This window comes from Streptomyces sp. NPDC037083, assembly GCF_055606485.1.
In genome coordinates this window covers 371059-383463 of sequence record NZ_JBVJSQ010000004.1, presented here as the reverse complement: position 1 = coordinate 383463, position 12405 = coordinate 371059, and the positions used below count along the sequence as shown (strand labels likewise).

At 72.9% G+C, this 12405-nt stretch carries 9 protein-coding genes; 3 read left to right on the top strand and 6 right to left on the bottom strand.

Annotation, left to right across the window (positions count from 1 at the left end):
• Positions 1-44 precede the first annotated feature (44 nt).
• From ACZ7DE_RS13805 to ACZ7DE_RS13795, 3 genes are all read left to right on the top strand, one after another.
• Positions 45-1121, top strand: a complete 1077-nt coding sequence (locus tag ACZ7DE_RS13805) for a M12 family metallopeptidase (RefSeq protein ID WP_470760701.1) — start codon at positions 45-47, stop codon at positions 1119-1121.
• 189 nt (positions 1122-1310) lie between these two features.
• The gene (locus ACZ7DE_RS13800) at positions 1311-3029 is read left to right on the top strand and encodes a right-handed parallel beta-helix repeat-containing protein (RefSeq protein WP_470760699.1); all 1719 of its coding nucleotides are present in this window, start codon (positions 1311-1313) and stop codon (positions 3027-3029) included.
• Positions 3026-3433 (top strand): hypothetical protein, encoded by a 408-nt coding sequence (locus ACZ7DE_RS13795; RefSeq protein ID WP_470760697.1) that lies wholly within the window; start codon positions 3026-3028, stop codon positions 3431-3433. Before ACZ7DE_RS13800 ends, ACZ7DE_RS13795 begins: the two co-directional genes overlap by 4 nt.
• A gap of 195 nt (positions 3434-3628) precedes the next feature.
• On the opposite strand, the gene dnaK is transcribed toward ACZ7DE_RS13795, so the two are convergent.
• The 6 genes from dnaK to ACZ7DE_RS13765 form a co-directional block, all read right to left on the bottom strand.
• Positions 3629-5530: a molecular chaperone DnaK gene (dnaK, locus tag ACZ7DE_RS13790; RefSeq protein WP_470760695.1), complete on the bottom strand. Its 1902-nt coding sequence runs from the start codon at positions 5528-5530 to the stop codon at positions 3629-3631.
• A gap of 82 nt (positions 5531-5612) precedes the next feature.
• The gene (locus ACZ7DE_RS13785) at positions 5613-6371 is read right to left on the bottom strand and encodes a glycerophosphodiester phosphodiesterase family protein (protein ID WP_470760693.1); all 759 of its coding nucleotides are present in this window, start codon (positions 6369-6371) and stop codon (positions 5613-5615) included.
• A 460-nt stretch (positions 6372-6831) separates the two neighbouring features.
• Positions 6832-7260, bottom strand: coding sequence for an OsmC family protein (locus tag ACZ7DE_RS13780; protein ID WP_470760691.1), 429 nt, complete (start codon positions 7258-7260; stop codon positions 6832-6834).
• A gap of 70 nt (positions 7261-7330) precedes the next feature.
• Entirely contained in the window at positions 7331-9127 is a 1797-nt protein-coding gene (locus ACZ7DE_RS13775; RefSeq protein ID WP_470760689.1) for a vWA domain-containing protein, read from the bottom strand.
• Positions 9124-10185, bottom strand: a complete 1062-nt coding sequence (locus ACZ7DE_RS13770; RefSeq protein WP_470760687.1) for an ATP-binding protein — start codon at positions 10183-10185, stop codon at positions 9124-9126. Before ACZ7DE_RS13770 ends, ACZ7DE_RS13775 begins: the two co-directional genes overlap by 4 nt.
• Positions 10186-10279: 94 nt before the next feature.
• On the bottom strand, positions 10280-12382 hold the full coding sequence (locus tag ACZ7DE_RS13765; RefSeq protein WP_470760685.1) for a phage holin family protein: 2103 nt from the start codon (positions 12380-12382) through the stop codon (positions 10280-10282).
• Positions 12383-12405: the final 23 nt, after the last annotated feature.

The following is a 12405-nucleotide window of genomic DNA, read 5'->3' as shown; positions in this document are numbered from 1 at the left end:
ACCGACGACGTGTGCCCCCCGGCACCCATAGGAAGGGAACAGTCATGGCAGTCACCCACAACGAGGCGCCTACGAGCGAGGCAGAGGGAACAGCCCCCTACTACTGCGCACAACCCGCGGTGACCGAACCGGTTCTGCGCCCGGACCTCAGCCCCGACCGGCTCAGTGCCATACTGCTGAGCCGGACCAAGTGGGTGAACGGCACGGAACTGCGCTACTGCTTCCTCGACGGCGAGGACGGCGCCCCCGCCGAGCAGCTCGACGAGGTCCGCCAGGCCTTCCAGGACTGGATGGACATCGGGATCGGGCTGAAGTTCCGCGAGGTGGACCAGCCCTCGGAATCCGAGATCCGCATCGGCTTCCACCAGGGCGACGGTTCCTGGTCCTACGTGGGCCGGGACGCGCTGGGCATCAGCACGCGCGAGCGCACGATGAACTTCGGCTGGGACCTGACCAGTCCGCACGGCAAGGCCACGTCCAGGCACGAGATCGGGCACGCGATCGGCTTCGCCCACGAACACCAGAACCCGTTCGCGGGCATCGAGTGGGACGAGGAGAAGGTCTACGCCACACTCGCCGGCCCCCCGAACAACTGGCCGCGGGAGCAGACCTTCCACAACATCCTGCGCAAGCTCTCCACCAGCGAGGTCGAGGGATCCACCTGGGACCCGACATCGATCATGGAGTACTCCTTCCCTCCCGGCCTGATCCTCCGGCCGGAGCAGTACCACCGGGACGGCATCCCGGATCCCCTGACCATCTCCGAGCAGGACAGGACGTACGTCAAGCGGTGGTACCCGGCCCTGGAGGACAAGCCGGCCGAGATCCGCCCGTTCCAGTCGGTCGAGCTGGACCTGGCCGCCGGTGAGCAGTCGGACTTCGCCATCGTCCCGTCGGAGACGCGGATGTACGAGATCGGCACGCTCGGCGACACCGACGTCGTCATGGTGCTGTTCGAGGAGGTCGACGGCGAACTGCGCTACTTCACCGCCGAGGACGACAGCGGCGACGACAAGAACGCCCGGCTGAAGGTCAGGCTCTTCGAGGGACGCCGCTATGTGCTCCGCACCCGGCTCTACTCGGCCTGGGGCCCCGGGAAGGCCGCGCTCATGGTCTGGTGACCGCGTGGCGCAGCTGTGATCCCTCGTACGCGTCGTCGGCCGCCGGGCCTGGAACGGACGGGGGATCACGGGGAGTCGGGGGTGTGTGAAGGCCTCTCGCCGCACCCCCGGCCCCCGGGCCCGCTCCGGTAGCATCGGCCCCCGGGAGTCGACGAACCTTCACGGGCGGGCGCGGCGGGGGAAGCGGGCATGGTCAAGAAGTACGTCGTCGCGCCGCAGGGGGGTCGTGGCGCCCATCCCGACATCGGGTCCGCGCTGCGCGCCGCGGCCGCCCGGGGCCGGGCCGCACGGGTGGAGATCTCGCCCGGCCACTACCAGGAACAGCTCACCGTCCGGGGCGAGGTCGAGCTGGTCGCACTCGGCGAGCCCGGCTCCGTGGTGGTGAGCCGGCCCCGCGGCACCGTGCTCGAGATCCTCGGATCCGCCGTGGTCAGGGGCCTCGTGCTGATCGGCCGGGACGCCGACGCGGGCGTCGTCGACTGCCGGGCGGGCACCCTCGTCCTGGACCGGGTGGAGGTCCGGGCGCACGACGCGGTCTGCGTGCATGTACGACCGCACACGGCAGCTACGCTGACGGACAGTCATTTCCGGTATGGCCGGGTCGTCTTCGCCGGTTCGGCCGGGCACGTCGAACGGTGCCGGTTCGTCGACGCCGCCGACAACGCGATCGCGGTGATCGAGAGCGCTCGGGTCACGGCCCGGGACAGCCGTGTCGACGGCAGCCGGATCCACGGCGTGCGCGTCAGCGACGCGTGGGCCCACCTCGCCGGCTGCGAGGTCACCGGGACCGGGAAGGCGGCCGTCATGGCGGACACCCGGGCCGAGTTGACCGTGGAGGACTGCACGGTGCACGCCGTGCAGATGGCGGCGCTGGCGTTCATCGAGCAGTCCCGGGGCGCGGTCCGCGGCACGCGTGTCACCGACGCCGAGAACGGGATCCTGGTGGCGAGCGGCGCCGACCCGTGGGTGCACGGCTGCGTGTTCGCCGGCTGCCGGGACACCGGCATCCACGTCCAGGACTCGGGCCGGGGCACGTTCGAGGACTGCGAGATCCACGGCGCCGGGAACATCGGGGTGCTGTCGACGCGCGGCGGCGCCCCGCTCGTGAACGGCTGCCGCGTATCGGGCGGCAACGTCGGCATCGCCGTCACCGACAAGGCCCGGGGCCGCTTCGTCCGCGCCGACGTCGTCGACCTCACCGGCGTCGCACTGCGGGTCTGGGACGAGAGCAAGGCCGTCTTCGAGCAGGTCCGCGTCGAGCGCTGTCCGTTCGGCCTGGAGACCCGGGGCAACGGCGGCACGACGGCCGAGCTCACCGACGCCCGGATCGTCGACTTCGACATGGCCGCCGTGGCCGCCGTCGGACAGTCCCGGGCGACGCTGAAAGGGGTTTCCGCGGAGCGCGGGCTGCTGGGCTTCAGCGCCGGCGAGGAGGCCCAGCTGCATGTGCGCGACTGCGAGGTCTCGGCGGTGAGCACCGGCGGGGCCCTCGCGCACGGCACGTCGCGACTCGTGCTCGCACACCTCACGGTCACCGGCGCCCAGTCGTTCGGCGTGTGCGTGACGGGCTCGGCGTTCCTCGACGTCGCGCACAGCCGCTTCGACGACTGCGGGGCCACGGGCATGCGCTTCGACGGCTCGGGCGGCGGCCGGCTGGTGGAGTGCTCGGTGACGGGGACGGGGGCCACGGCCGTGCAGCACAACGGCCGGGTCGACCTGGCCTCGCTGCGCACGTCCCTGCCCGTCGTGCGGATCGCCGAACCGGCCCCGCAGCCGACGTCCGTCGTCAACAACTTCTACGGGCCGGTCTTCCACGACGCGGTCCACCATGCCCAACTGGCCTGGAACAACAGCAACGTCGTCCAGCAGCAGACCCACCACAGCGACGAGGACGGAGTCGGTCGATGAACGACCCCCAGCAGGTGAACAACTACGACGGTCCGGTGTTCAACCACTCCGTGTCGGGCTCCCAGTTCGCCTGGAACAACGAGAACGTCACCCAGAACCAGCAGCTCAACAACACCGTCGCGCCGGGCTACGAAGCGCTCGCGACGCTGGTGGGCGACCTGCTGCGGCAGCTGCCCGGGGCCGGTCTCGCCGATCGCGAGCGCGAGGACGCCGAGGCAGCCGCCCGTGACGTGCTGACGGAGATCACCGGGCCGCGGGACCCCGAGCCGGGCAGGCTGCGCCGTGCCCTGAACGGGCTCAGGGGAGCCCTGGCCCCGGTGGCCACCGGCATCGCCGCCGGAACGGCGGTGGGGGCGCAGGAGTGGGCCCAGGACGCGATCAGGGGCCTGACCGGCCTGGTTTGAACCCGCCCCCCTCCGGCGCCCCGCCCCCTTCCGCGACCTCGGCGACCCCGCCTCCACCGCGCCCCCGCCCGAGCCCGAGCCCCCCGGCCGATCCGACCGACCCCGTCCGACCGACCCCGTCCGACCGGCCTGGTCCGACCCGTCCGATCCGCCGCGGACCGGATCCGCCGCGGACCGGATGCGCCGCGGCCGGGCTCAGGCCGCTCCGCCCTTCGCGTCCCGTTCGTCGTCGTCGACGATCTCCGCGTCGACGACCTGCTCGTCGTCCCGCCCCGAGGCGTCGGCAGAGCTGTCCGACGAGGTGTGCTCCCCGGCGGCCGGCCCGGTCGGCGGCTGCTGGGCCTGGGCGTACATGGCCTGGCCCATCTGCTGGCTGACCGAGGCGAGCTTCTCCACGCCCTCGCGCAGCGCGCCCGTGTCGGCGTCCTGCTCCAGCAGGGCCTTGAGCTCCGCGACCGCCGACCCCACCTCCGCACGGGTCTCCGCCGGCACCCGCTCCTCGTTGTCCCGGACGAACTTCTCGGTCTGGTAGACGAGTTGCTCAGCCTGGTTGCGGGTCTCGGCCGCCTCCCTGCGCCGGTGGTCCTCCTCCGCGTACTGCTCGGCGTCCCGCATCATGCGGTCGATGTCGTCCTTGGGCAGCGCCGAGCCCCCGGTCACGGTCATCTTCTGCTCGCGCCCGGTCGCCAGGTCCTTCGCCGAGACGTGCATGATCCCGTTGGCGTCGATGTCGAAGGCCACCTCGATCTGCGGGACCCCGCGCGGGGCCGGCGGAAGCCCCGTGAGATCGAAGACACCGAGCTTCTTGTTGTACGCGGCGATCTCTCGTTCGCCCTGGTAGACCTGGATGCCGACCGAGGGCTGGTTGTCGGCGGCCGTGGTGAAGATCTCCGAACGCCGGGTGGGGATCGTGGTGTTGCGCTCGATGAGCTTGGTCATGATGCCGCCCTTGGTCTCGATGCCCAGGGACAGCGGGGTGACGTCGAGCAGCAGGACGTCCTTGACGTCACCCCGGATCACTCCGGCCTGGAGTGCCGCGCCGACGGCCACGACCTCGTCGGGGTTCACGCCCTTGTGGGGGTCCTTGCCGGTCAGCTCCCGCACCAGCTCGGTCACCGCGGGCATCCGGGTCGAGCCGCCGACGAGGATGACGTGGTCGATGGCGGACAGCTTCACCTTCGCGTCCTTGACCGCCTGGTCGAAGGGAGTCCTGCACCGGTCCAGCAAGTCGGCGGTGAGCTCCTGGAACTGAGTGCGGGTCAGCTTCTCGTCGAGGTGGAGCGGCCCCTCGGCGGAGGCGGTGACGTAGGGGAGGTTGATGCTCGTCTCGGAGGAGGACGACAGCTCGATCTTCGCCTTCTCGGCGGCCTCGCGCAGCCGTTGCAGCGCCATCTTGTCGTTGCCGAGGTCGACGCCGTACTGGCCCTTGAACTTCTTCACGAGGTACTCGACGACCCGCTGGTCCCAGTCGTCGCCGCCCAGGTGCGTGTCGCCGTTGGTGGCCTTGACCTCGATGACGCCGTCGCCGATCTCCAGCAGCGACACGTCGAAGGTGCCGCCGCCGAGGTCGAAGACCAGGACCGTCTGCTCCTCACCGCGGTCGAGGCCGTAGGCGAGGGCGGCGGCGGTCGGCTCGTTGATGATCCGCAGCACTTTCAGGCCCGCGATCTCCCCGGCCTCCTTGGTGGCCTGCCGCTGGGCGTCGTCGAAGTAGGCGGGGACGGTGATCACCGCGTCGGTGACGTCCTCGCCGAGGTAGGCCTCGGCGTCCCGCTTCAGCTTCTGCAGGACGCGCGCGGACAGCTCCTGGGCGCGGTACCGGGTGCCGTCGATGGCGTCGGCGTTCTCCTGCTCCGGGAAGCGCCAGTGCGCGTCGCCCATGTAGCGCTTCACCGAGCGGGCGGTGCGGTCGACGTTCGTGACCGCCTGCCGCTTGGCGATCTCCCCGACGAGCACCTCTCCGTTCTTGGCGAAGGCCACCACCGACGGCGTGGTCCGCGCGCCCTCCGCGTTGGCGATGACGGTGGGCTCGCCGCCCTCCAGCACCGCCACCACCGAGTTCGTGGTCCCGAGATCGATTCCGACCGGACGTCCCATCGCTGTCCCCTTCCGCCCAGGGCTCTCGCCGAAGCAGCGGGAAGCACCCGCACCTCCAGCACAGAACCCGAAGCAGCGGCTGTCAATGGGACAGGTGCCCCGCCGCGGCCGTTCGATGCGGCTCGCCACGCAGCTCCACGGCCCGCCGCGGCCGGTCGGTGACCAGGACGTCCACCCGCGGATCGGCCAGGAAATCCCGCAGGCCGGAGTCGTCGTTGACCGTCCAGACCATGGTGAACATCCGCTGCTCGATCGCCCGGCGCAGCACGGTGGCGCGGGCCAGCGACCGGTGCGCGGCCACCCCGTGCGCCCCGCAGGCTCGCAGCCGGCGCATCGGGAACAGCTCGCTCGCCCGGGTGACCGCCAGCCGTGCCGCGCCCACCTCCTTGCGGTCGCGGCCCAGTGACAGGGCCGTGAGCACGCCGGGGAAGGTCCGGGTGATCGCCGCGACGGAGGCGTCCTCCAGGGTCGTGGCGACGAACCCGTCCCGGCCGAGCAGGGCCACCGCCCGGTCGATCAGCTCGTGCTCGTAGCCGGTCTCCTTGAGGTCCAGGTGCCCCACGAGCCTGCCGGCGACCAGCGCCATCACGTCCTCGACGACGGGGACGGCGTACCCGGCGCGTGCGCACAGCTCGGCGTACGTGATCGCGGCGAGCGGCGGTCCGCCGTGAGCGGCCCGGGCATCGTGATGGACGACGAGGACGCCGTCCGCGGTCCGGCGGACGTCGAACTCGACGTACTCCGCTCCTGAGGCGAGGGCGTCCTCGTAGGCCTCCACAGTGGCGGCGCGACAGCGCTCGGAGCCGCCTCGGTGCGCGGACACGGCGGGGCGGGGCGACACCGCGCTCAGCTCCCGGACGACGGGCGGGGCGCGGGCACGGGAGTGCGGGCGGCGCCGGGGACGGTGGGGGAATTCCCGGGAAGGCGGGCGGCACCGGGTGTGCGGGGCGTGGCCCCGGTGCTCGACCGGGACCGGCGCGGCACTCGCCCGAGGGGAGCCGGGGCGCTGCCGCGTTCACGTACGACGGGGTCGAGCGCCGTCACCTCGTCGGCGATTCCCGGCACCGTCGTCCTCCTCCCGTCGTCCTTCGCCCCGGCGGACACCGTTGTACCCGGGGCACTGCCGTCTCGAACCGTCCGGGCGGCGCAGGCCGGGGCGACGTCCCTCCTCAGGCCGAGGGGCCCCGCGCCGCCCCGTGCGCCGCCGCGCCGCACGCGCCGTACCCACGGCGGCCGTGGCGAGGCCCGGGCCTCGGCACGGCCGGCGGTCGGCGCGCACGGCGGACGGCGGGCGCGGCGGCTCAGGCGAGCTTGGCGGACAGGGTGATCGGGACGGCCTTGAGGGCCTGGCTGACCGGGCAGTTGATCTTGGCCTGCTCGGCGGCGGCGACGAAGCCGTCCTCGTCGAGGCCGGGGACCGTGCCCTCGACGGTCAGGTGGATGCCCGTGATGCCCTCACCCGGCTGGAACGTGACGTCCGCCGACGTGACCAGCTTGGTGGGCGGCGTGCCGGCGCCGGCGAGGGCGTGCGAGAAGGCCATGGAGAAGCAGCTGGAGTGGGCGGCCGCGATCAGCTCCTCGGGGCTGGTCTTGCCGTTCGCCTCCTGGGTGCGGGCGGCCCACGTCACGGGCTGCTGGTCGATGGCGCCGGAGGAGTCGAAGGTCACGACCCCGTTGCCCTCGATCAGGTTGCCTTCCCAGACGGTGTGTGCGGAGCGCGTGGTGGCCACGGTTCTTCCTTTCGCGTGGGTTTCCCGTCGGGGGACGGGTTTCCGTACCCCCATCCGATCACACTCTCGCTCACCGCACCCGGAACACCGGCCCCCGAGCCGTGAACGGCAACCGGCTGCCCTGCGGGATCAGATAGGCGTGCTCGCGCCGGACCCGCAGGACGTCGCACCAGCCGTCGGTGATGACGAGGAGCGGCGCGCCGGGCGGGAAGTCGTCGGCGCGGTGCAGCAGGTCGATCCCGGGCTGCAGGACGGTGCCGCCGCGTCCGTGCACCCGGACCCGGCCGGCGATGTCGGCGACCGGCAGGTAGCCGGCGTCGTGCGGGGCCGCGTCGCAGAACACGACCCGGGCCGCCGGCACGTCGCGGGCCTGCGCGTAGGACGCGATGGCGCCGAGCGCCTTGCCGAGCAGGGTGCGGTCCATCGAGCCGGAGGTGTCCAGGACGACGCCGAAGGTGCACCGGGCGATCTCCTCGGGCGGGAACCAGCGGCCGGCGCGCGGGATGTCGGGGGTGGAGGCCTGGCGGCGCGCGGGGCGGGCGTACGTCCGCAGCGGCTCGGGGCGCGGCACGAACTCGTCGAACCAGCGGGCCAGTTGCGCGTCCCAGGGCAGCGGAGGATGGCTCAGGGCGCGGATCTCCTCCACCAACCCGCCGGGCAGGAAGCCGCGTTCCTGCCGCTGGTGCAGGTCGAACCCCTGGGCGAGGCCCCTGCGGTAGAAGTCGTCGAGGTCGACGTAGTCGCGTGGCGTACCCAGCGGGGCCCCGAGAATGTCGCCGAGGCCCTTGCCGCGCAGGGTGGCCAGGCGCCGCATCCGCCGCAGGTCGACGGCGATGCGGTCGTAGACCTCCTCGGCGGACAGACCGGTCAACTCGGCGTCGTACAGCAGCCCTTCGGGCATGACGCCGACCTGCATCTCGCGCAGCCAGCCGTTGACGACGTAGTCGCAGGCGACGTTGAACAGGTAGGGGTCGCGGCCGCCGCAGCGGTCGCCGTGGCGCAGGGCGGCGTGCAGCATCTCGTGGGCGAGGACGAACCGCCACTCCTCGTCGTCGAAGGTGCGCAGCGGGTTGACGTAGATCTCGCCGGCCTCGGCGTTCACCGCGGCGATCCGGATGCCGTGCGCGCGGGCGAGTTCTGCGTCGGCGACGAGCCTGATGCCGGCCGCGAGGCCGCCGAGCAGCGGGTAGGAGGAGACGAACCAGCCCAGGGCGCGCTCCCAGGGGCGCCGGTCGGGCGCCGCTCCGTCGAGGGAGTCGCGCCGGCCGCCCGCCATGTCCATCGCGGCGGACACGGTCCGGGTCAGGGCCGCGGCGAACGCCGTCTGCCAGTCCGGCATGTGGCGCCCGTACGAGGTCCATCGCACGAGCACCTGGTCCGCCGCCGTCCCCGCAGTGCCGCAGTGCTCGTACGCGGCCGGGAGTCCGGTGCGCCGCCAGCGGGCGGCGAGCTGCTCCTCGTCGCCGCCGGGGTAGGACGGCGGAAGGTCGTCCGGGGCGTCGCCGACGTGGAACGTCAGCAGAAAGCGGTTGACGACCGTGCAGCGGGCGGCGAGCTCGTACCGGTCGGGCTGGGCGCGTTCGTCCCTGGACGCCGGGAGGTGCCCGAAGCCGAGGTGGAGCGCGGCGTGGGCGAGCGACCAGGCCCAGTGGCCGGGGTCGGCGATCCGGGTGGGGTGGACGTGCAGGGTGCCGTTGGAGTCGGCGCGGACGAGTCCGTCGCGGGGAGCCATGGTGCACTCCTCGCGGCGGCAGGTGTCGAACTCGAGGGCGGCCAGGGCCGGGTTCATGCGCAGCAGCGCGAGCCCGGACTCGAACGCCTCCTTGGCGGCGTCCCGCTTCTTCTTCTCGCGGGCGTCGCGGTTCACCGCCGCGCCTCCACCAGGCGGGGCATGTCCCGGGCCGCCTCGACGAGGAACCAGGCGGGCAGCACCGGGTTGCCGTCGGCGTCGGAGGCGATGACGGTCTGGGCGACCTCGACGGAGATCTCGGCGAGCTGCACGAGCAGCGACTTGGCGCGGTAGGCGGTCTGCCGGCCGTTCGCCGACATGCGCTCCTTGTCCGCGGGGAGCTCCTTGACGAGCCGGCCGCGGAACGAGTCGGCGAGGTAGTAGAGCAGGTCGCGGTCCTCGACGCGGTGCGGCCAGGAGGCCTCGCCCTTGAGGATGGCCTCGATGCCGTACCGGCTGCGGACGATCTTGACGTAGCCGCAGAAGGCCGTGGCGTGGGCGGGCGTCAGCGTGCCGTGCGCGAGGACCTTCAGGGTGTCGTCGTCGAGGTCGCGTCCAAAGGAGTGCAGGGCGTCGGAGAGCATGTGCCAGGAGCGGGGGGTGGAGAACGGTTCCTCGGTCTTCGGCGGCTTGGACCACAGGTGGTCGGGCCGGTCCGTGAGGTGGTCCAGGACCCAGGGGTGGATGCCGTTGCCCGCGGCCCACCGCAGCCAGTCCTTCGCGGACGCCTCCAGGTGCACGTGGGTGAGACGGTTGACGAGCGCGGAGGCGATGGGACGGGCGAGCGCGTTGTCGGTGGCCCGGTTGCCCGCGCCGATGACGATCGACCCCTTGGGCAGTTCGTAGTCGCCGATCCGGCGGTCGAGGATCAGCGAGTAGAACGCCTTCTGCACGTCCGGCGTGGCCGCGTTGAGCTCGTCGAGGAACAGGCAGTAGGGCTCGTCACGGGCGATGGACTCCGGCGGGCAGAACACCGACCGGCCGTCGCGGATCTGGGGCACGCCGATCAGGTCCTCGGGGGCGAGCTGCGTACCGAGCAGGCTCACGCACTCCAGCCCGAGGGATTCGGCGAACTCCCGCACCAGGGAGGACTTTCCGATGCCGGGGGCGCCCCAGAGGAACACCGGCCGCACGGTGGCGAGGCCGAGGAGCAGTTCGGGTATGCGGGAGGGCGTGACGGTGACGGCTGCCTGCAAGGCAGGGGCTCCTCGGGGATGCGGAGAACGGCGCGCGCGTGCGCGGATCGGTACGGACAGTGTGTGGGTACGGACCCGCCGGCGCAGCCGAATTTCAGGCGACGTGCTCCTCCGGCGCCGTGTCCAGCGGCACCTGGGGCCCGTTCGACTCGCGCAGCCAGCGCCGCAGGACGCGATGGACCTGCTCCGCTCCGACCGGCTCGGCGCCGTCCTCGGACGGCGCGGACAGGGCGAGCGGGGACAGCAGGAACGGCCTGGCCTGGGCCCCGCCGAGGCCGCCGTGGGAGCCGATCTGCTCCTCGAAGGCGAGGACCTCGCCGTCGGCCGGGTCGTGGAAGGAGTTGACCATGATGTCGGCGGTGTGCGGGAAGGAGTGGGTGCGGCGCACGGCGTCGGCCGCGCCCGGTCCGAAGACGGCCAACGGGCCCGGATCCTCGTCGAGTCGGTCGAGGGGTATCTCCGCGCCGTACGCGCCGAGGACGACGCCGCCGTGTTCCTCGCTGCGCACCAGGAGGAAGCCGATGCCCGGGTGGTTGGCGAGCGTGGACAGCAGCGCGGGGTGGCGGGCGTCGATCTCCTCCTTGCTCATCCGGTGCGGCACGTCCGGGAAGGAGATCAGTCCGAGGTTGCCCGAGGCCAGCACGACCGGCTCCGTGCGGCGCCCGGCCGGGCGGTGGCGTCCGCCGCCCTCCTCGACGGGCCGGCGCAGCGCCGCGCGGACGGCCGCGCGGGCCTCGGCGCCGCTGTGGGTGCGCTCGGCCCGGCGCGGCACGGGCAGGCCGCAGCCGGCCCGCACCAGGTCGCCGAGGGTGAGGCCGTAGCGGGAACGGAACGTTTCGCCGGGGCTCTGGCCGTGGTCGGACAGGACGACGATCCGGTAGGGGCGGGGGGCGTGTTCGGCGACGTTCTCGATCAGCGCGAGCGCCCGGTCGAGCCGGCCGAGTACCTGCTCGGTGTCCCGCCCGAGCGGCCCGGAGTGGTGCGCGACCTCGTCGTAGGCCACCAGGTCGGCGTAGACGGCGGTGCGGCCGGCGAGCATGTCGCCCGACACGGCGGCCACCACCACGTCGTGTTCGACGACGGTCGCGAAGGCGCGGACGAAGGGGTAGAGGCCGCCGCGTCCCACGCGCGGGCGCTCCCTGCGCAGACGGGCGCGGGTGGACTGGGCCGTCTCGCGGACCACCTCGGCGACGAATGAGAGCGCCGTGCGCACCGCGTTGGCCGGGTCGGAGAAGTAGGCGAAGTAGCCGGCCCTGGACCGGGTCTCCCGGCTGCGCCGGCGGGTGGCGATGGACAGCACGAGCGCCTGTTCGTCGGCGCCGCCGCCGAAGAGGTTGCCGCGGCTGGCGCCGTCCGCGGCCAGCAGCCCGCCGTCACCGGTGCGTTCGACGGCTCGGCGCTGGAGTTCGGCGGCGCTGGTGGGTCGGTTGCAGACCATCACCTCCCCGCTGTCCTTCTCGTACCAGCGGAAGGCGGGCACGTCGTGGTTGCTGCCGTGCAGGATGCCGAGCTGGCTGGCGCCCGTCTGGCTGGACCAGTCGGTGCGCCACGGGGTGAGGCGGTGGGTGGGGCGGTGGCCGGCGCCCCGGGCGCGGTCCTGCTGCGACGATCTGCCCAGCCACCTGGCGACGGTCGGCATCAGCCCGTCGCGCACGGCAGCCTCCAGGACGTCGTGGCCGACGCCGTCGAACTGGAGGAAGACGGTGCCGGGCGTCGCGGGGCAGGCGGGGCCGCCCCTGCGCCGGCGGTCGGCCAGCCGGTAGAGGCGACGGCGGTAGGCGTCGTCGTCGCGGACGGCCAGGGCGCCGCCGGTCGCGGAGGCGACGGCGGACATCACGGCGGCGACGATGACGGCGGTCTCGGGCGCCGCCTCGCTCTGCCCGGACGGGTTCAGCCGCAGCGCGAGCAGCAGCAGCGAGCCGTTGAGGAAGAACACCAGCAGGCCGAGGACCAGCGCCGGCACGAGCAGCAGGAGGCGGACCAGCAGCGGCCAGAGCAGGGCCGACAGCACACCGAACACCCCGGCGCCGACCGCCGCCGTCCTGGCGATGGTGGTGGCGCTGTCGCCGTCGGGGGACTGCAGCCGGAAGTCCGGCAGGATCCCGGCGAGCACCAACATGGTGAGCGTCGAGACGCCCCACACCGCGACGCTCCGCCCGGCCTGACTGACGGTCCGCCGCCACCGCACCCCACGCACGCCCCGTACACCTCGCGTTCCGG

Coding starts and splice junctions, on each gene's coding strand:
- dnaK (WP_470760695.1), bottom strand. CDS start 5,530: ATGGGACGTCCGGTCGGAATCGATCTCGGGACCACGAACTCGGTGGTG.
- ACZ7DE_RS13805 (WP_470760701.1), top strand. CDS start 45: ATGGCAGTCACCCACAACGAGGCGCCTACGAGCGAGGCAGAGGGAACA.
- ACZ7DE_RS13800 (WP_470760699.1), top strand. CDS start 1,311: ATGGTCAAGAAGTACGTCGTCGCGCCGCAGGGGGGTCGTGGCGCCCAT.
- ACZ7DE_RS13795 (WP_470760697.1), top strand. CDS start 3,026: ATGAACGACCCCCAGCAGGTGAACAACTACGACGGTCCGGTGTTCAAC.